This is a genomic window from Sphingomonas sp. GW821-FHT10C01 (assembly GCF_059415525.1).
This window is the reverse complement of the sequence record NZ_JBWKNK010000001.1, coordinates 1,607,340-1,627,008: the sequence shown is the minus strand read 5'-3', so window position 1 is coordinate 1,627,008 and position 19,669 is coordinate 1,607,340. Positions and strand designations below refer to the sequence as shown.

Here is a 19,669-nt window from a genome sequence, read left to right as displayed (position 1 = left end):
CCCTTGGAGGAGCAGCACTGCGCCCGCATATGATGCAAGTCTGTTGGCCAAGGGTGTCTTCTCCAAGCATGTCGATCGATCCGGCGGCGGATATCGCAATCCGCGCACGCAATGTCACCCTCACCCTCGGTTCGCGCGAAGCGCCGACAGAAATCCTCAAGGGAATCGATGTCGATATCGCGCGCGGCAGCAGCGTCGCCATCCTCGGCCCATCCGGCTCGGGCAAGTCGTCGCTGATGGCGATCCTGTCAGGCCTCGAGCGCGCCAGCGGCGGTGAGGTCAGCGTGGCCGGGGTCGCATATAGCGCACTCGACGAGGACGGGCTGGCCCGTGCCCGGCGCGGCCGGGTCGGCATCGTGCTCCAGGCGTTCCATTTGCTCCCGACAATGACCGCGCATGAGAATGTCGCGGTACCGCTCGAACTGGCCGGAGCGCCCGACGCCTTCGCCCGCGCCGGGGCGGAGCTGGAGGCTGTCGGCCTCGGCCACCGCCTCACCCATTATCCGGTCCAGCTTTCGGGCGGAGAACAGCAACGCGTCGCCATCGCTCGTGCGGTCGCGGGGCGGCCCGAAATCCTGTTCGCCGATGAGCCTACCGGCAATCTCGACGGCAGCACCAGCGACGCGATCGTCGACCTGTTGTTCGAGCGCCAGCGCGCCGCCGACGCGACCCTGCTGATCATCACGCATGACCCAGCGCTGGCCGAGCGTTGCGACCGCGTGCTGACGATGCGCGACGGCTTGATCGTAGCGGACAGCGCCGCTTGAGCGCCGGGAACGCGCTGGGCTGGCGCGCGAGCTGGAAGATCGCGCGGCGCGATCTCCATGCTGGGTTTCGCGGGCTGCGACTGCTGCTGGTCTGCCTGTTCCTGGGTGTCGCGACGCTCGCCACGATCGGAAGCCTGACCGCGTCGATCACCAGCGAATTGTCCTCGCGCGGTCGCGTGCTGCTCGGCGGCGATGTCGAGGTGGCGATGACCCAGCGCCAGGCCTCCGCGCCGGAACATGCCGCGCTCGCCGAGCTGGGAACCGTCGGCGATACGATCCGCACCCGCGCCATGGCCCGCCGCGCGGCCCCCGTCGCCGGCGCGCCCGACGCCGTCCTGACCGAACTCAAAGGCGTCGACACGCGCTATCCGCTCTATGGTAGCCTGACGCTCGCCGCCGGCGCCTATGCCCCGCTCGCGCAAGACGCCGTGCTGATCGGCAAGCCCCTCGCCGAGCGGCTGCTGCTCAACCCCGGCGACCGCCTCCGCTATGGCGAGGCCGAGTTCCGCATCGCCGGGATCATTGCCGACGAGCCGGACCGCGTCGGTGAGGGCTTCACCCTCGGCCCGGTCGCCATCGTCTCGCTCGACGGGCTGGCGCGGACCGGGCTGCTCCAGCCGGGCGCGCTCTACGAGACCAAATACCGCATCCGTCTCAACCCCGGCATCGCGCCCAAGGAAGCCGTCGACCGCCTCAAGGCGCGGTTCCCGACGGCGGGCTGGGAATATAAGGACCGTGACCGCGCCGCCCCCGGCGCCGTGCGCTTCTTCGAGCGGATGGGGCAGTTCCTCTCGCTGATCGGCCTAGCCGCACTGGTGATCGCCGGGATCGGCGTCAGCAATGGCGTCGCCTCATATCTCGGGCAGAAACGCACCAGCATCGCGACATTCAAGATCCTCGGCGCAACTTCCGCCGACATTAGCCGCATCTACCTGCTCCAGATCGGCGCGGCGACGGCGATGGCGGTGATCGCTGGCCTCGCGGTCGGTGCGCTGCTCCCCGTCGCGTTCGTAACGCTGGCTGGCGACCTTCTGCCCGTCGCCCCGGGCATCGGCCTGTTCCCGCTGCCGCTCGCGACAAGCGCCGCCTATGGCGTGTTGATCGCGTTCGCCTTCGCGCTTCCACCGCTCGCCCGTGCGCGCACCCACCCCGCCGCCGCGCAACTGCGCAGCGGGGTCGAGGGAGCACGACGGATCGATTGGCGCAGCATCACGCTGGTCGCCATAGCGGGCGCATTGGTCGTCGCCCTCGCCCTCCTCACCGCGCGTGAGCCGATGTTCGCCGCGGCCGTGCTCGGCGCGGTCGCTGCGGTACTGCTAGTGCTGCTCGGTATCGGTGCGCTGATCCGCTGGTTCGCCGCGCGCATCCCACGTCCGCGCCGGCCGCTGTTGCGGCTTGCCATCGCCAGTCTCTACCGACCCGGTGCCCAGACGGTCGCGCTGGTGATCGCGCTCGGGCTCGCGCTCACCCTGTTCGTCACGCTGGCCGCCATCCAGACCAGCCTCGATGCCGAGATCAGCCGCGCCGTGCCCGAACGCGCGCCCAGCCAGTTCGTGCTCGATATTCCCTCGGAGTCGCGCGACCGCTTCACCGCTCTGGTTAAGCGCGAAGCCCCCGAGGCGAAGCTGAACATTGTTCCTTCGCTGCGCGGCACGATCACCGCCTATGGCAAGCAGCGTGTCGCCGATCTCGAGACTCTCCCCGAAGGCGCCTGGTTCCTGCGCGGCGAGCGTGGCGTCACCTATGCCGAGAGCCTTCCGCAAGGCAGCGAGTTGGCCGCCGGCCGATGGTGGCCCAGGGACTATACCGGTCCACCGCTCGTCTCGCTCGACCGCGAAGCCGCACGCATCCTCAACCTGCGTGTCGGCGATACCATGACGGTCAGCATCCTCGGGCGCGAGATCAATTCCCGCATCGCCTCGCTGCGTCAGGTCAACTGGGACACCATGGGGTTCAACTATGTCCTCGTCTTTTCGCCCAACACGCTGGCCGCCGCGCCCCACAGTCTGACCTCGACGATCGACATGGACGCAAAGCACGAGGGCGCAGTCTCGCGCGCGCTGCTCTCAGCCTTCCCCTCGGCATCGATCATCGCAGTGAGCGAGGTGATCGGTCAGGTCCGCACGATCCTCGAGCAGATGGCGACCGCGATCCTGCTTTCGGCATCGGTCGCGATCCTCGCCGGTATCGCGGTGCTGATCGGCGCCATCGCCGCCGCGCGTCAGGCGCGCACCTATGACAGCATCATCCTCAAGACGCTGGGCGCGACCCGGCGCCAGATCCTCGCGGCTCAGGCGCTCGAATACGCCCTTCTCGCGCTGATGCTCGCGGCGCTCGCGCTAGGCCTCGGCACGCTCGCGGCTTGGTATGTGATTACTGGCGTGTTCGAATTTCGTTGGGCCCCCGACTGGGGCGTTGTGCTGGCGACGCTCGGCATCGGCAGTCTGCTCACGCTCGGCATCGGTCTGCTCGGATCGCTTCCGGTGCTGTCGGTGCGGCCGGCACAAGCTTTGCGTCGATTGTAAGGCCTATCCAGCGCAACGCAGCCGCTCCGGTCAGCAGGCAATGGACCAGGCAACCGTCCGAGCTACAAGGCTCGAAGTCGCGTCGCCCGGTCCACGTCGTTGCTTTAGAATGTATAGCCGAGCTTGACGCCGATCGTCCGCGGTTTGGTGCGGCTCGATTGGTGCCACGACCAGAAGGGGTCGAGCGCCTTGTTGGCATTGGCGATGTTGGCCGCGAACAGCTCCGCCGTCACCTGGCTCCACCGCGCACCGATGCGAGCGTTCAACAGCCCCACGGCGTCGGACGACTGTACCCGGAACGGTTCGAGATAGATGTTGCTGTCGGTATAATAGACCTTGTCGCGATAGTTGAAATCGACATGCGCAAAGCCTTCGACCATTGAGCTCCAGTTGAAGTCCGCGTCTGCCGCCAGGGTAAAACTGAATTTGGGGATATAGTCGCTCCGGTCGCCGACGCGGACCGCCGACGACCCGCCATTGCCCAGCTTCAGCGACTTGACCTCGCTGTCGGTATAGGCGCCCGATGCGCTCAGCCGCACCCGCGACGCCGGCTTCCAAGTCAGCCCAAGCTCGACGCCTTTGACATCGACCCGACCGATATTGCTGATGACATTGCGAAAATCGTGCAGCGAATCGATGTAGATCAGCCCGCGCCGCAGCATGTTGGAGTAACGCGTGTAGAAGGCCGCGATTTCGAAGTGGAACCGGCCGTCGGCGGTGCTGCCCTTGGTGCCGATCTCATAGTTCCACAGCTCTTCCGGGTCGAACGGCGGATTGCCGTTCAGATTGAACCCGCCGCTGCGGAAGCCCTTCGAGACATTGGCATAGACGTTCCAGCGATCGGTCAAGCCATAGGTCAGGTAGAAGCGCGGATCGACCGAGGTGAAGGTTCCGCTCTCGAACGGCGCGGCATCTTCCCGCATTCGCGCCTTGTCGCGGAAATAGCGGACGCCGACCCCCGCCTCTAGCCGGTTCGCCAGCTTGTAGGACACATCCGCGAAGACCGAGAAGGACTTGGACGCGGAATCGCGGCTGTAGGTGTAGGGATAGGTCACGCCGTTATAGATGTTGACGCCGTCCGGTACCTCCAATCTGCTGCTGACATCGCGATAGAAGAAGCCGAGCGTGTAGTTGAGCGAGCCGGTGCCGTCGGAAACCAGGCGCAGTTCCTGTGCGAACTGCCGCGCCTTGTCGTTGATGATGTCATAGCCTTCGTTCTGCACGCCATACGTCGTGATGGCGGGGTTCGAGACATAGGTCAGGTGATAGTCGCGGCGCAGGTTGGTCAGGCTGGTTGAGCTGATGATATCGGCAAACCCAACATCGAGGCTGGCGGTCAGATTATTGACCTGAAACCGGTCGTACCGTTCCGGAAACGCGCGCTTGGGATCGCCGGGAACGTGGTTGGTTCGGTCCGCATCCTCATAGTTCAGGCCAAAGCGGCTGCGATTTTCGTAGCGGATGACGTTCGCCTGAATCTCCAGATTGTCGGACGGTTGCCACAAAAGCTTGGCGTTGATGTTCGACAGGTCCTGGTTGTTGCCGTCGCGGATGCCCGCTTCAGGTTGGTCGATCCAACCGCCGCCCGTCTCAAGCGCGGCGGCCACGCGCAGCGCCAGCTTATCCTTGACCAGCGGCACGTTGATCACGCCGGTCAGCTTCTCGTTTGAGCTGCCCTGATCAATGAACGACAGCTCGCCCTCGACGCTGCCGCTGATCCGAGTGAGGTCGGGTTTGTGGGTGATGAACCGGATCGCACCCGACGCGGCGCCCTGGCCATAGAGCGTGCCCTGCGGCCCCTTCAGCACCTCGATCCGCGCGATGTCGAGCGTGCGGACGTCGAGCTGGCGAAACGCCTCGCCCAGCGTCATCGGAATCTCGTCCAGATAGACCGAGACGAGCGGGTTCTGTCCCGCAAGGTTTCCCGATCCGCGCATGAACACCTGAAGTGACCCCGGCCCTTCGGAACGGAGGACGACACCGGGGACCGACAGCGACAGATCCTGGATATCCTGGATCCCGCGCTCCTTCAGCTCCGCGTCGCCCATCACGGTCATGCTGATCGGCACGTCAATGCTGCGCTGGGCGCGCTTCTGTGCCGTAACCAGGATTTCCGCTTCCGGCACCTCGGCCTGCTCCTGGGCCGCATGTGCGGCCGACGACACAGCAAGGGCCAGCATCGAGACCGGCGCAAATATTGCGATTCTCACCTTGTTCATCCCCCCGAATTTTCTGTTCTAAGGTGAGATGATCCTGACGCCGCCCCGCGCCGAAACCAGATGTCAAAGCCGCATAAAGCGGTGTGCGGAACGCACCAGTCCCTATGGGCGGGTTCCGGTCTGCTGCCACTGGCCCGGGTTGACGATCAGCTTGCCGCGCTCGGCGAAGCTGAGCGTCAGCGGGTAGCGTCCGGGCAGGGTGAAGAGGGTATTGCTGACCGGCTTCAGTTCGACCGACGCCTCGCGGGTGATCTCATAGGCGTCACGCTCTCCCCTCGCCTGGGCATAGAGCTTCCCGTCTTTCTCGGTGATGCCGATGCTGACGAACGAGCTGAAGCGGTAGCTGCCGGAATAGCCGCGCAGCACGGGCGCCGCGACCGTCAGGCCCGAGGTCGGCGCGACCAGCTTGGGCTGTTCGGGGGTCGAGGCGAGGACCGCGTCCCACATCACCTCGGATGCGATCGTCCCGATCTGCATGCTGTTGAACGGTTCCTTGCCTTCGGGCGGATCGAACTCGGCGGTCGAGACGGCATAGAGCATGTCCCCGTCGACAATCGTCGCATAGGGCTGCAGCGCGCGCGACATCGATGTGTGAACCTGCGCGGCCAGACGGGCCAATTGCGCGCGGTCCAGCTTCTGATTGATCACGACCAGGCTGATCGTGGTGTTGCCGCTCTGCAGCTTCTGTCCGCTCCACCCTTCGCCGAAGCTGTCGGGAAGCCCGGCCATCAGGTCATTGATCTTGACGTCCTTGGGCCAGGCCGGATCATTGTAACAGGCGGCTAGCGCGCCCTTGCGGTCGACGACCGCGCCAAACGCGTTCACCACCGTGAACGCCGCGATCTTGAGCTCGCCGATCTGGCGGAAAGCGCCGCCCTGTCCGCCATGCGCGCGGCAATTGAACACCGCGCCAGTCTTGGCCATACGTCCGGCCCCCGTCGCCCCCATGCGGAACACGCCGGGCTTCGCCGCGCGGAAGGCCGCCTGCGCCAGGCGCTTGTCGGGATAGATTTCGTTGAAGCGGCGCGGACCCAAATCGTAGATGATCGAGCCGGGCGTCAGCGCGATGCTGTCCCAGTGCCCATCGCGCAGGCCGTCATCCTTGATCGCCGTGCCGACCGCTGTTGCCGATTCAAGCCCGTACCAGGAACCGCCGGAGAAGACGATCGCATCGAGTTCGGCCTCGTTATAACCCAGCTCGATATGCTTGGCGTTGACGTCGCTCGGCCCACCGCCCCGGGCATCCACCGCGACATAGGCCTTTTTGGGGAAGTGGAAGACGGTGACGCCGGTCGGCCCACCGGGATATTCGGCGGTGCCGATCTTGAACGCTGGCCAGTCGAAGGTCAGTTCGCTGCCTCCGGAATTGACGATCAGGGGTTCCTTGTCCTGCGAATCGGGACCCGGCGATGCGTGCCCTGCGGACGCCAGCGTGAGCGCCAATAGCGCGAAGGCGGGTTTCCGGATCGTCATTTTCTTCCCTTCACAGAGCGCTTCGATGGCAATCAGCCTAGCGATTTCAGCGCGCCCAGCGAGATGACAACGACGAAGCCGTTGGTGCAGCCCAGACACCATCCGCAACGCAATTGGCATCTGCGCTCGAGGGAGAGGCGACAGGAAGGCTCCGCGTCGTTCCAAACATGCTCGACGCCGAATTGGGGCAAATAACCCTAGCGAACATCAGCAGCCTTCGCGCTCTATCGTTGCGCGGCCGTCATTGCGGCCTTCGAACAGGTACCGGCACTTCAACGCGCTGCCCGGAATATCTGGCGCGCGCGATGCTTGCCTAGCCCACCGCCCGGCACAAGGCATCGGTCGCCAGCGCGACACGTGACTCGGCGGTGGTTCGATTCGAGGGATCGTTCCGCACGCCCCGTGTTTCGGTGTTGAACGCCAGCAGCGTGGCGATCCCCTGGTCGGGGCATAGGCTCAAATAGGCGCGGAAGCCATTCTGGTCGCCATTATGGCCGATCACGCGGACGCCTTCGACCCGGTCGATGAAGAAGCTGAGGCCGACCTGTGTGGTGGGCGCCATGCGGCCCTGGCTGAAATCCTCACCGGCGGAATGTTGGGGCTGCCACATCTCCTCGAGCGAGGCACGCTTGAGGATGAGGTCGTAGTCCGCCTTGCGCACTGGGTCGCCGAGCAGGAACGCGGCGTATTTCACCATGTCCGGCATCGGGGCGTTGAGGCCGCCATTGGAGACGGTGATGCCGGTGTCCGCGTCGAACGGCGCGGCGCTGCGCTTGCCCTCGCGCAGATAATAGCTGTGCGAGCGATGGCGGAGCAGGTGCGGCGGGGTGCGGTCGAAATAGCTGGCGTGCATGCCGAGCGGCCGCAGGATGTTCTTGTCGATGTAGACTTCGTAATCCTCGCCGCTGAGGCGCTCGATCACTTGGCCGAGATAGACGATGCCGGGGTTGGAATAGCTGTAGCGACTGCCCGGTTTGAACTGGACTTCGGTATAGGGGAGCATCGCTTCGAGCTGCTTCCAGCCGGGCGGCTCGAACGGCTGCCAGTCCTTGTCGCGCCACGGCCAGGTGCCATTGCGGAAGCCCGCGCTATGGCTGAGCAGCTGGCGGATCGTGATCGCGCCGGTGTCGCCGAAGGGGTTGTGCACCCGGGCGAGCTCGGGGACATACTTCACGATCGGATCGTCGAGCTTGAGCAGGCCGCGATCGCGCAATTGCAGGATCGCGATGCCGGTCATCGTCTTGGTGACCGATGCCCAGTGGTAGATGGTGTTCGCGTCTACCGGGACATGGGCGTCGGCGTCCTGCTCGCCGAGATGGTCGGCGGCGAGCGTGCGGCCGCCTCGGATCAGATAGAAACTACTGCCCGCGATATTGGCGCGCTGAACCTCGGCGCGGTGGAGCTTGCGGAAATCCGTCAGCGCCTTGTCCAGCGGGGCGTCCTGCGCCGCGGCGGGCGCAGCGAGGAGGAGGCAGGCGGCGATGTGACGGAGCATGGTCCCCCTCAGGACGGTTTGAGCGTGGTGCGCGAAGTCGTCGCCTTATCCACCGCGGCCCGGCTGTAGAGCAAGGGCAGCGTGTCGCCTGCGATCCACGAGCCATATTGGTCGCGATAATGCGGCGAGCGCGGGTCGATCGACTGGCCGGGGATGATCAGGATCTGCGAATTGTCCCATGCGCCGACATCGATCACCTGCTGGTAGCTCGATCCACCGCCGACATTCCAGCTCGGGCCCGAACCCAGCCAGCGCGCCATCACGGTGAAGCCGTCGCCGCCCGAACCCTGTCCTTCGATCGCCGGGAATGCCTTGGCGATGGCGGGAATGGCGGAGAGTGGGTGGCGCAGCTTGACCTGATGCAGATTGCCCCAGCGCCACGCGGCGGGATCGGGCCCAAGCAGTTGCTGTGCCGAGGCCCAGCCCGCGGCGAGCGCGGCGTCGAGGATCGCGTCGCGCGTGCCCTTGGGGTCAGTGCCGAGGCGGGCGTCGGGCTTGGCGAGCAGGCCGATCAGAACCGAGGGCGAGATTTCGGTCACCAGGTTCTTCGCGCGCTCGGGCACGATCGCGGCGAGCATCCGCTTCGAAAGGTCGCGCCAGACGACCTCGAACAGCGCGGCGGGACCGCTATTGGCGTCGAGATGAGCGTTCCAGCCGCGCAGCAGGTCGACGGCGGGCTTCGCGGTAGCGGAGGGATTGGCGGGCAGCTGGGCGAGGAATTGCTGCGCCGGCTTGGACAGCGTGTCGTGCTGGAGCGCGACACTGTCGGCGATGCTGTGCTTCGGCTGTGACGCGAGCACCTCGGCACAGCGGTCGTAGCGATAGGGCTCACGGAACGAGAAGGCCGGAATGCGGTCGCGCGGCCAGTCCGTTGGGAGGTTGTTCTGGTTGGCGGAAGCGAACCAGCCCTTCTTGGGGTTATACTCGCTGGGCAGTGTGCTGAAGTTGCGCAGGCCGGTCCAGTCATGACTACCGTCGCCCGGGACGGGGAGCAGGCCGTCGCCGTCCTTGCGCACGGGCACGAAACCGATCACTTGCCAGCCGGTATTCCCCTGAACATCGGCATAGTGGAAGTTGGTCGGCGACGGGTGCAGCGCGAACGCCTTGCGCAGGCTGACCCAGTCCTTGGACAGATTGATCGCGATCATCGCGAAGCAATCGGCCGAGCCGGGCTGCATCGCGACGGTGGTGAGCACGCTGGCGCGGCGGCGGGCGGGATCGTGCGCGATCACCGGGCCCTGCACGGCATAGCGGTGGGTGACGGACTGTGCCGGGCCGCCCTTGACGGGGATGGTCTCGGTCACCGTCTCGAAGCGCTTCCAGCCACCATTGTGGCGATATTGCTCGGAATCCGCGGGGTTGAGCTCAAGGATGAACAGGTCGCTCTGGTCGATATGGAAATTGGTGCGGCCAAAGGCGAAGCGGTCGGTATGGCCCTGCATGATCCCGGGCTGGCCGGGTGAGCCGCCGCCGATCACGTCGAGGCCTGGCGCGGTCAGATGCGCGACATGGCGCGGGCTGAACCCGCCAATGCCGAGATGCGGATCGTTGGCGAGGATGGGTCGGCCGGTGGCGGTGCGCGAGGGCGCGACGGTCCAGGCGTTGCTGCCGGCATTGTTGCGCTCGGCCGACACGGCATGATCGAGCGAGGACACGCGTGCAGCCGGCGCGGCGGGATCGGCGGCGGGCGGCGGACCGCCAAAGGGCAGCCGGCCGATGCGCAGCACGCCGAGATCGGCATCGGTGACGGCGGCGGCGTCGAGGCCCTTGGGCACGCTCATCGTCCAGGCCGGGCGCAGCGGCGCGACCACGGCGTCGAGATCGAGCAGGCCGAGCGCGGCAAGCTGTGCGCGGCGGACGCTGTCGTCGGTATTGCCCTCCGACGCCTCACGCTGGCGCACCAGATCCTCGAAATCCCATTTGAGCGGGGCGATGCCGAGGATGCCATATTCGAGCGGGAGCTGGCTGGGATCGGCGGTCACCTCGTCGATCCGGGCATTGATCCCGGCGACATAGGCGCGGGCGCAGGCGATCACGTCGGCGGGGACGCGCGCCAGCTCGGCATCGAGGTCGCCGCGATAACGGAACAGGCGCGCGACGCCGTCATGCTTGGCGAATTTGGGTCCGAACGCCTCAGCGAGCCGGCCGAGATCGCGGCGATAGGACAGGTCGATCTGGAAGAGCCGATCGCGCGCGACGACATAGCCCTGACCGAAGAACGCATCGGGGACGGTGGCGGCGCGGATATGGGGGATGCCGTAGCGGTCGTCGACGATGTCGATGGGCGCGGACAGCCCTGCCACGCTCCGGGTGCCCCCGGTCAACACGGGTGCGAGCCGAAGCGGTGCGCCGACGGCTGGGAGTGCGGCGAGCGCGGCGGTCGAGCCCAACAGAAAGCAACGTCGGTTGAGCATCGGCAAGTTTCCCCCAATATCCGCATGAACGGGAAAACTGGCCGTGCGTCCGCTGGGTGTCCATGGCTCAAGCGTTGGACGCCAATAGACCGGGGTTATGGGTGCAGCGTCATTCGCGCGGCGCGTCGGGGCGAGGATGCGCGGCGGCCTGGGCGGCGAGCAGCGCCTCGATGCGGTCGAGGCGGGCGAGGATCAGCTCCTGCTCCTCATGGGTAAAGGCATCTCGATTCTCGTTCAGGCGGTCGATCAGACGGACGATGATCATCGGGGCGACGCCGAAGATCGAGATGTGCATCAGCGCAAGCGCCAGAATGCGCCCGCCCCCGGTCTTGGGCGAGATGTCGCCATAACCGGTCGATGTCGCCGTGGTGCCCGCCCAATAGAGGCTGTCGAGGAACGGCGCGCTTTCGAGATACATGAACAGCGCCGCTGCGGCGAATATCAGCACCAGATACGCCGCCGCCAGCTCACGCAGCGTGTCGGTCGCGGCCTTCAGATTACGCATCCCCTACCCCCTGATGACATGCGGAACGAAGCGGGCGCGGTTGCCGGTGATCAGCCCGTCCTCACGGATCCCCATCCCCGCCGCCGCGCCATCGACCACCCAGCAGCCCAGCACCGGATAGCCATTGCCGAAATCGCGCATCGGATAGAGTTCCTGGTACATGGTCAGCCCATCGCGATACTCGCCCTGCGAGCGCGCGAGAGTCTCGCCGTGCCGGACGACCTCGATATTCGCGCCTTCGCGCGCCAGGAACGGCTTGGCGACATAGCTGTCGCCGATCCGCTCGCGCACCACCGACGCGGCGAGCAGATTGGGATGCCCGGGGAACATCGCCCATAGCACCTGCAGGATCGCCTTGTTGCTCCACAGCATCTTCCAGATCGGCTCGATCCAGACGGTTGTCGGCAAATGCCGGATGACGTCCTGCGCATAGCTTTCGCGGACGATCCATTCCCAGGGATAGAGCTTGAACATCGCCGAGATCAGCTGATCCTGCTGATCGACGATGCGGCCCTGCGCGTCGACGCCGATATCGTCGATCAGCACGGCATGCGTCTCCAGCCCCGCCTGCGTGGCGAGGTCGCGCATATAGGTGGTGGTGATCGTATCCTCATGCGCGGCGTCGGCGACATGGGTGAACCAAACGCGCTGCCCGGGCAGGCGCGAGCGGATCGCGGCCCAGCGGCCAATCAGCTTTTCGTGCAGGCTGTTATACTGGTCGAGTTGGGGGAAGCAGGCTTCCTTCCAGTCCCATTGCACCACCGCCGCCTCGAGCATCGAGGTCGGGGTGTCGCAGTTGAATTCGAACAGCTTGGGATCGCCGTCGCCGTTATAGCCGAAGTCGAACCGGCCATAGTTGAGCGCGGGCGGTTCGTCCTTCCACGCAGCGCGGATCGCCTTGTGGCAGTAGTCGGGAATGCCGAACTGCTCGAGGACGTCATTGTGGCCGACGATCCAGTCCCCAGCCTCGAGGAACAGCTGATAGACGGTTTCGCTCGCCGCCTCGAACCGCTCGATCTCGTCGAGCGTGAACGAATAATAGGCGCTTTCATCCCAATAGGGGCCGTCGGCATCGCTGTGCCAGATCAGCCCCTGTTCCTCGACGGCGCCCTGCCAATTGTCGCGCGGGGCGATCGTGTGTCGTTCCATCCGGTCAGGACCTACCGCCGCCGAAGCTCCGGCCGCTCGATCCGAAGCCGCCGCGCGACACCGCCGCCGAACGGGTCATCCGTGTGCTCGCGGGTGCGGTGGAGTAGCTGGCACCGGGGCGTGGTTGATAGGAACCGTAGCCAGCGTACCGCTTGTCCCGGATCGAATCCCCATAATAGGGAACCGCCGAGCTGCGCCCGAGATAATACCAGAGGAAGGCGCTGGACCCGCCCCCGCCCGAATAATGGACGCGATCTTTGCTGCACTGATCGTCGTCGACGCGCTTGCCCTCCTGGTCGACGCAGATTGCGGTGTCACCCGAGGCATAGACATCCTCGTTCCAGTCGTCCCCTCCCGAACAGCCGGGCAGCGCCAGCATCGTCGCGGCCATCGCGGTCGTCATGGTGAGATGCTTCTTCATGTCGGATCTCCTCGCCCAGCCGATCAGGGGACCATGCACGCGGCCTGGAGGATGCCGACGCCAAGCCCCATGCCGCCGACGAAAATGCCCGAGGAGACGCAGTCCTCGGCGATCTTGTCGGAGATCGATTTGAACAGGAGCCGCGAGATGACGAAGAACACCGCGAGCTGGACGATCGCGGCAACCGCGCCCCACAGCAGCATGTCGGGGATGCTCACCGAATTGCCGATCACGATCGCGACGGGAATGGCGAAGCCGAGAAAGGTGCCGGTGAGCTGCGTCGCGGCGGCGCTGTTCCCTTCACGGATCAGCTTGAATTCGCGGTGCGGCGTGACCGTCACATAGAGCAGCAGGAACACCACCGCGAGCGCCACGGCGGCACCGAAATAGGCCAGAAAATGCGGTACCGTGGCGATGAAATAGTCGAACATGCTTCCCCTCCCCGTCGCGCGGAACCTCCGCGGCGGCGCCTGTCTATCAAGCGATTTACGGCCGGGGAAGCAGGGACTTATCGCCCCGTGTCAGCGTCCCGGATCGGTCATCGACGGCGGGTCGCTGGCGGGGAAGCTGTCGTCGAGCGCATCGTCCAGCTCCGCCTCGCGCCGGTTGCGGGCGATGCTCGCCTCCATCCGCGCGATCTGCTCGGGCGTTGCGTCCTTCTGGTTCAGCGCCTTCCACTCGGCATAGGGCATGCCGTAGATCGCCTGGCGCGCGCCGTCCTTGTTGAGCTGACCGCGGCTTTCCTCTTCCAGCCAGTCGGCAAGGCAGTTGCGGCAAAAGCCGGCAAGGCCCATCAGTTCGATATTCTCGGCGTCGGTGCGATGACGGAGGTGGCGGACGAGGCGACGAAAGGCTTCCGCGGCGATTCGATCGTCGATACGGTCCAACGTTGTCATTGTTTCGCCTCCACGGTTGTATCGTCTGCATTTGGCGCTAGGGAACGGCCCGCACAAGCCCGTGTTACGACGATCCGCTCGAGACGGATCGCGAGCGCGGGACGGCGGAACGATTTCGATCCAGCAGCCGGCGGAACCCCCTCCGCCCCCGAAATCGAGTGAGGAGACAAGAACGATGTCGAAGGCGATCCATCCGCGCTCGCGCAAGGTGCGCATCCTGGCGACGCTCGGCCCCGCGAGCAATTCGCCCGAGATGATCGCCGCGCTTCACGCCGCGGGCGCCGACGCCTTCCGCATCAACATGAGCCATGGCGACCAGGAGTCGAAGATCCCGGTAATCGCGGCGATCCGCGAGCTGGAGAAGTCGACCGGGCGCCCGTCGACGATCCTGGCCGACCTTCAGGGTCCCAAGTTGCGCGTCGGCAAGTTCGCCGAGGGCAAGGTGATGCTGGAAACCGGTGCCAGCTTCCGCCTCGACCGCGACGCCGCGCTGGGCGACGCCACCCGCGTCGAACTGCCCCACCGCGAGATCTTCGAAGCGGTAACCGAGGGCGCCCGTCTGCTGCTCGACGACGGCAAGATGGTGCTGCGCGTCACCGGCTATGGCGATGGCTGGATCGACACCCGGGTCGAGGTCGGCGGCACGCTGTCCAACTCCAAGGGTCTCAACGTCCCCGACATGATCCTGCCGCTGGCGGCGCTGACCGAAAAGGATCGCAGCGACCTGGCGTTCGCGGTCGAGCAGAAGGTCGACTGGATCGCCCTCTCCTTCGTCCAACGCCCCGAGGACCTGGCCGAGGCGCGGCGCCTGATCGGTGGCGGCGCGGCCTTGCTCGCCAAGATCGAGAAGCCGAGCGCGGTGACCCGGCTGGAAGAGATCGTCGAGGCATGCGACGGCGTGATGGTCGCGCGCGGAGACCTGGGCGTCGAGCTGCCGCCGCAGAATGTGCCGCCGATGCAGAAGCGCATCGTCGAGACCGCGCGGCGCCTCGGCCGGCCGGTGATCGTCGCGACGCAGATGCTCGAATCGATGATCACCTCGCCCTCGCCTACTCGCGCCGAGGTCTCCGACGTCGCGACCGCGGTCTATGACGGCGCCGACGCGATCATGCTCTCGGCCGAGAGCGCGGCGGGCGAGTGGCCGATCGAATCGGTGACGATGATGGATGCGATCGCGGATTCGGTGGAGCGCGACCCGGCGCATGGCGACCGCGTCCACTTCACCGTCACCCGCCCTGATCCCACCACCGCCGACGCGCTGGCGGAGGCGGCCAAGTCGATTGCGGCAACGGTGTCCGCGACGGCGATCATCTGCTTTACCATGTCGGGTTCGACCGCACGCCGCATCGCGCGCGAGCGGCCCTCGGTGCCGATCCTGGTGCTGACGCCGAAGATCGAGACCGCGCGGCGCATGGGACTGCTCTGGGGTACCCATGCCGTCCACACCAAGGATGTCGATTCATTCGAGGACATGGTCGCCAAGGCCAAGCGCATGGCGCTGCGCCAGGGTATCGCCAAGGCCGGCGACCGCGTGATCGTGTGCGCGGGCGTTCCGTTCGGCACGCCGGGTTCGACCAACGTGCTGCACGTGGTGCGGATCATCGGGGATGAACTGAAGGGGCGCTGAGGGGCTTGGCGCCGTCGCCTACCCCCGTCACCCCGGCCTTGTGCCGGGGTCCACGGCGCCTCACCGTTCGACCTTCGACCTATTGCCCATGGCTCGTCTCCCGGTGGATCCTGGCACAAGGCCGGGATGACGGGTTAACTACGGCGTAATGGGTGGATTCAGGCGGCCAGCAGGCCCGCGTCCGCCAGTTCGCGGCGGGTGGCCTCCACGTCCTGAAAATGCACCGAGCGGATACCGAGCGCGCGGGCGGCCAGCACGTTCGCCTCATTGTCGTCGATGAACACCGCCTCGTGCGGCTGCAACCCGAACCGGGCGAGCGAGAGGTGGTAGATGGCGGGATCGGGCTTCACCAGCTTCTCGTCGCCCGAGACGACGATGTCGCGGAACCGATCGAACAGCCCGGTCCATTCGGCGCGGAAGGGCGGGAAGAATTCGTGGCTGAAGTTGGTGATCGCGAACAGCGGCACGCCCGCCGAATCGAGATCGGCGACCAGATCGTGCATACCTGGCACCGGGCCGCCGATGCTCTCGTTGAAGCGTGTCTTCCACGCCGCGATCAGATCGGCGTGCTGCGGATACAACGCGACCAGCTCCGCCGAGGTGTCGGCGAAGTCGCGACCTTCGTCATGCTGGAAGTGCCACTCGATCGTGACAACATCGTCCAGAAACGCCGCGAGCGCCTGATCGTCGCCGATCAAGCGCTCGTAGAGAAAACGCGGGTGCCAGGTGAAAAGGACGTTGCCGATATCGAAGATAGCGGCTCGGACCCCTCCCATGGCCGACTTCAGCCCTGGCGGGCCTTGAAGCGACGCTGCGTCTTGTTGATGACATAGACGCGACCGCGACGGCGGATCACGCGGTTGTCACGGTGGCGTCCCTTGAGCGACTTCAGGCTGTTCACGATCTTCATGACCGGTCTCTACTATCTCGAATTGTGTGGCTGGTGCCGGAAAGAGCGGCTCGCCTAGAGGTGGATGCTGGGGAAGTCAAGGCGAGCGAGGCGGAATCCCGGGTAAATCGGGCCTTTGCCGATCATCTGGGGCTTGGCAGTGGAACCCCCTCGCGCGTAACGATGTTGACCGCGTTAGGCCGTTCGTTGCGGACGGCAGGAGGAGTACGTCCGATGAAGACCCGCGTCCTGATCGCCCTTACCGCCGTCGCCGCCTTGGCCGGCGGCTGTTCGACCACTGGCGGCGGGCGTGCAGCGCCGGTCGAGGCGACCCGCTATCACCTCTCTCAGCCGATCCCGCCCGGGACCGTCGCCGTACAGGCGGGCACGGGACAGCTCGCCGGGCCGGAATTCGGCATCTATTCCAACGCCGTGACGACTGAACTGGAACGGCTTGGCTTCGCGCCGGCAGCCCCAGGCGGTAGTACCGATTATGTCGCGGCGGTCGGCTTTACCCGTACCGATCGCGGTCAGGTCCGCACGCGGCCGCCGCTGACGATCGGCGTCGGTGGTGGCAGCTTCGGCGGCAATGTCGGGGTCGGCCTCGGCACCAGCGTGGGCGTCGGCGGCAAGACCCGCACCGTCTATGGCATGGAATTGTCGGTGCAGATCCGGCGGCGCGGCGACAACACCGTGGTTTGGGAAGGCAAGGCCGTCACCGAGACGCTGAGCGGCGCACCGGGCGCACAGCCAGGCGATGGCGCGGCCAGGCTCGCCGCCGCCCTGTTCAAGGAGTTCCCCGGTCAATCCGGCATCACCACCACGGTGAAGTAATCCCCCTCCCTTTTCTCCAGACCAGCAACGGTGACATGACCATTCAAATCAACGCCGCGTTCGACAGCGGCAACATCCGCCTGACCGGGATCGACGGCGATACCGTCGACCTCGAGATCGTTCCGGACCACCTTTCGGAATTCTACCAGTGGTTCCATTTCCGTGTCGCCGGCGCGCGCGGGCGGCGGCTGACCTTCCGTATCACCAATGCGGGCGGATCGGCCTATGCCTTCGGCTGGCCGGGCTACAAGGCGCGGGTGAGCACCGATCGTGAAGCCTGGCGGATGACCGATGGCGACTATGCCGACGGGGTATTCAGTTTCTCCTATCAGTTCGAGGGCGACATCGCCTGGTTCGCCTATTTCGCGCCCTATTCGATGGAGCGCCACGCCGATCTGATCGCGCGCATGGCCGCGCAGCCGGGCGTGACCCATCGCGAGATCGGCCAGACGCTCGACGGCCGCGCGCTCGACCTGCTGACCCTGGGCGAAGGCCCCAAGCAGGTCTGGCTCTATGCCCGCCAGCATCCCGGCGAATCGATGGCCGAATGGTGGATGGAAGGCGCGCTGGAGAAGCTGGCCGACCCGAACGACGCATCGGCGCAGGCGCTGCGGGCCAAGGCCACCTTCCACATCGTCCCCAACATGAACCCGGATGGCAGCTTCCGGGGACATCTGCGGACCAACGCGGCCGGGGTGAACCTCAACCGCGAATGGCATTCGCCGACGCTGGAGAAGAGCCCCGAGGTCCTGTACGTCCGCAATGCGATGGACGCGACAGGCGTCGACTTCGCGATGGACGTTCACGGCGACGAGGCGATTCCCGCCAATTTCATCGCCGGGTTCGACGGCATCCCCAGCTGGACCGAGGAACTGGGCGCCAAGTATGACGAATTTGGCAAGCGGCTCGCCGCGGCGACCCCGCTGTTCCAGCTCGAAAAGGGTTATGAAAAGTCGGCGCCGGGTCAGGCGAACCTGTCGATGTCGACCAACCAGCTCGCAGAGCGGTTCGGTGCGGTGTCGATGACGCTGGAGATGCCGTTCAAGGACCACGATCCCAGCCCCGACGCCGAGTTTGGCTGGTCGCCGGAACGGTGCAAGGCACTGGCGCATGCGTGCCTGGATACGCTGGCGGGGTTCATCGACGAGGTGTGACGATGCGGTGGGGGGCGACAGCATTGATCCTGGCCGTCTCCCTGCCGGCCGCCGCGCAGGCACAGGAAGCGCGCACGCGGATGCTGGGCGAGGAATGGATCGGCGCGGACGGGAACCGGCGAATCGCGAAAGTTGGGCTGGGATTCGATCAGCCGGCCCGCGCGGATGCGAAACAGGTGCGCCGGCTAGAGATCAACTGGCGGGACTTTCCCTATCAGAAAGGCCCCTTCCCGGTCCCCGTCGGAGAGAAGGACGAGCGCGCCCAACTGCGCGTCACACTCGATATCGATGATGCGGGCTTACCCCGCGATTGCCGGATCGCAGAACCGAGCGGCACGGCCGCGTTCGATATTGCCACCTGCCCGTTCCTGCTGAATTACATCCGCCTCTATCCGGCATTGACCCGCGAGGGAAAGCGGGTGGGGGGCACATTGGGCGTTCGCGTCACCTATTCGGCAGGACGTATCACAAGCTATGCGACCGGCGGGACGCTACCGACCATCTGGCGGCCCAAACCGACGCCGCTCAAACCGATCGATGCCGCCGCCATGGGTTTCTCATCGAAGGACGGCCTGTCCGCGCATGTCGGCGGGGCGAGCGGCTGGCTGCGTGTCGAGGCCGACGGGTCGGTAGGCGGCTGCACGCTGGCGGCACCGACCCAGGACGACCGTTTCGACCTTAGCATCTGCGAGCGGCTGCGCAGTTGGCCGTTCAAGCCCGCAGTGGATCAGGCAGGCAAAGCCGTGGCGGCGGACTATGGATTTGGAGCGGCGCGGCGATGATCATCCATGAAGGCAAGCTCGACGATCCCCAGGTGATCGCGCTGCTCAAGGTTCATGCCGGCGGCATGGTCGCCAACTCGCCGCCGGGGACGACGCATTTCCTGGACCTGTCGAAGCTGAAGACACCCGACATCACCTTCCTCTCAGCATGGGATGGCGACGCGCTGCTGGGGATCGGCGCGGTCAAGCAGCTCGATCGCGAGACCGGTGAGATCAAGTCGATGCGGACCGCACAGGCGGCGTTGGGGCGCGGTGTCGGCACCATTATCCTGCGGCATGTCATCGGGCTGGCACAGCGGCGGGGCTATACCGCGCTCAAGCTGGAGACCGGGACCGGGGCGGCATTCGATGCGGCGCATACGCTCTATGCGCGGCACGGTTTTGTCTCCTGCGCACCCTTTGCCGATTACGAAGCGACAGACTTCAACCGCTTCTTCGTGCTGCCGCTCAGCTCCTAATCACCTGTTAGGGATAGTTCTTGGCGGGCGATTGACGCCCCTCGGCTATTCGCCTCGATGA

General features: G+C 65.8%; 18 protein-coding genes. 7 read left to right on the top strand and 11 right to left on the bottom strand.

Features of this window, described 5'->3' with window-relative positions; translation table 11 throughout:
- Nucleotides 1–68 precede the first annotated feature (68 nt).
- Entirely contained in the window at nucleotides 69–767 is a 699-nt protein-coding gene (locus tag AC07M1_RS07975; protein WP_495162010.1) for an ABC transporter ATP-binding protein, read from the top strand.
- Nucleotides 764–3,292: an ABC transporter permease gene (locus tag AC07M1_RS07970; RefSeq protein WP_495162009.1), complete on the top strand. Its 2,529-nt coding sequence runs from the start codon at nucleotides 764–766 to the stop codon at nucleotides 3,290–3,292. The genes AC07M1_RS07975 and AC07M1_RS07970 overlap by 4 nt, the downstream gene beginning before the upstream one ends.
- A 104-nt stretch (nucleotides 3,293–3,396) precedes the next feature.
- Here AC07M1_RS07970 and AC07M1_RS07965 read toward each other — a convergent pair whose 3' ends face one another.
- The 9 genes from AC07M1_RS07965 to AC07M1_RS07925 form a co-directional block, all read right to left on the bottom strand.
- On the bottom strand, nucleotides 3,397–5,472 hold the full coding sequence (locus AC07M1_RS07965) for a TonB-dependent receptor (RefSeq protein WP_495162008.1): 2,076 nt from the start codon (nucleotides 5,470–5,472) through the stop codon (nucleotides 3,397–3,399).
- Between the two features lie 141 nt (nucleotides 5,473–5,613).
- Nucleotides 5,614–6,984 (bottom strand): P1 family peptidase, encoded by a 1,371-nt coding sequence (locus AC07M1_RS07960; RefSeq protein ID WP_495162007.1) that lies wholly within the window; start codon nucleotides 6,982–6,984, stop codon nucleotides 5,614–5,616.
- A gap of 313 nt (nucleotides 6,985–7,297) precedes the next feature.
- A complete protein-coding gene (locus AC07M1_RS07955; protein WP_495162006.1) occupies nucleotides 7,298–8,479 on the bottom strand; it encodes a serine hydrolase domain-containing protein in 1,182 nt (393 codons plus the stop codon).
- An 8-nt stretch (nucleotides 8,480–8,487) separates the two neighbouring features.
- Entirely contained in the window at nucleotides 8,488–10,893 is a 2,406-nt protein-coding gene (locus tag AC07M1_RS07950; RefSeq protein ID WP_495162005.1) for a penicillin acylase family protein, read from the bottom strand.
- A 109-nt stretch (nucleotides 10,894–11,002) separates the two neighbouring features.
- Nucleotides 11,003–11,398: a potassium channel family protein gene (locus AC07M1_RS07945; RefSeq protein ID WP_495162004.1), complete on the bottom strand. Its 396-nt coding sequence runs from the start codon at nucleotides 11,396–11,398 to the stop codon at nucleotides 11,003–11,005.
- Between the two features lie 3 nt (nucleotides 11,399–11,401).
- A complete protein-coding gene (locus AC07M1_RS07940; protein WP_495162003.1) occupies nucleotides 11,402–12,547 on the bottom strand; it encodes a glutathionylspermidine synthase family protein in 1,146 nt (381 codons plus the stop codon).
- A gap of 4 nt (nucleotides 12,548–12,551) precedes the next feature.
- Nucleotides 12,552–12,968 (bottom strand): hypothetical protein, encoded by a 417-nt coding sequence (locus AC07M1_RS07935; RefSeq protein WP_495162002.1) that lies wholly within the window; start codon nucleotides 12,966–12,968, stop codon nucleotides 12,552–12,554.
- A 23-nt stretch (nucleotides 12,969–12,991) separates the two neighbouring features.
- Nucleotides 12,992–13,399 carry a DUF350 domain-containing protein gene (locus AC07M1_RS07930; protein WP_495162001.1) on the bottom strand — a complete coding sequence of 136 codons (408 nt, stop codon included), beginning with the start codon at nucleotides 13,397–13,399 and terminating at the stop codon, nucleotides 12,992–12,994.
- Between the two features lie 90 nt (nucleotides 13,400–13,489).
- Nucleotides 13,490–13,864: a DUF1244 domain-containing protein gene (locus AC07M1_RS07925; RefSeq protein WP_495162000.1), complete on the bottom strand. Its 375-nt coding sequence runs from the start codon at nucleotides 13,862–13,864 to the stop codon at nucleotides 13,490–13,492.
- Between the two features lie 175 nt (nucleotides 13,865–14,039).
- Between AC07M1_RS07925 and pyk the strand changes: the two genes are divergently transcribed.
- Complete coding sequence (pyk, locus tag AC07M1_RS07920; protein WP_495161999.1) at nucleotides 14,040–15,491, top strand: pyruvate kinase; 1,452 nt, start codon at nucleotides 14,040–14,042, stop codon at nucleotides 15,489–15,491.
- A gap of 158 nt (nucleotides 15,492–15,649) precedes the next feature.
- On the opposite strand, the gene AC07M1_RS07915 is transcribed toward pyk, so the two are convergent.
- Together AC07M1_RS07915 and ykgO are read right to left on the bottom strand one after the other, a co-directional pair.
- Nucleotides 15,650–16,267, bottom strand: coding sequence for an HAD family hydrolase (locus AC07M1_RS07915; protein WP_495161998.1), 618 nt, complete (start codon nucleotides 16,265–16,267; stop codon nucleotides 15,650–15,652).
- Between the two features lie 8 nt (nucleotides 16,268–16,275).
- Nucleotides 16,276–16,401: a type B 50S ribosomal protein L36 gene (gene ykgO / locus AC07M1_RS07910; RefSeq protein WP_066575973.1), complete on the bottom strand. Its 126-nt coding sequence runs from the start codon at nucleotides 16,399–16,401 to the stop codon at nucleotides 16,276–16,278.
- 213 nt (nucleotides 16,402–16,614) lie between these two features.
- On the opposite strand from ykgO, the gene AC07M1_RS07905 reads away from it, so the two are divergent.
- From AC07M1_RS07905 to AC07M1_RS07890, 4 genes are read left to right on the top strand one after another with little or no spacing between them, the layout of a single operon-like run.
- Nucleotides 16,615–17,214: a DUF4136 domain-containing protein gene (locus AC07M1_RS07905; RefSeq protein WP_495161997.1), complete on the top strand. Its 600-nt coding sequence runs from the start codon at nucleotides 16,615–16,617 to the stop codon at nucleotides 17,212–17,214.
- Nucleotides 17,215–17,249: 35 nt separating this feature from the next.
- Nucleotides 17,250–18,368, top strand: coding sequence for a M14 family metallopeptidase (locus tag AC07M1_RS07900; protein ID WP_495161996.1), 1,119 nt, complete (start codon nucleotides 17,250–17,252; stop codon nucleotides 18,366–18,368).
- Nucleotides 18,365–19,150 (top strand): hypothetical protein, encoded by a 786-nt coding sequence (locus AC07M1_RS07895; RefSeq protein ID WP_495161995.1) that lies wholly within the window; start codon nucleotides 18,365–18,367, stop codon nucleotides 19,148–19,150. The genes AC07M1_RS07900 and AC07M1_RS07895 overlap by 4 nt, the downstream gene beginning before the upstream one ends.
- Nucleotides 19,147–19,608, top strand: coding sequence for a GNAT family N-acetyltransferase (locus tag AC07M1_RS07890; RefSeq protein ID WP_495161994.1), 462 nt, complete (start codon nucleotides 19,147–19,149; stop codon nucleotides 19,606–19,608). Before AC07M1_RS07895 ends, AC07M1_RS07890 begins: the two co-directional genes overlap by 4 nt.
- Nucleotides 19,609–19,669: the final 61 nt, after the last annotated feature.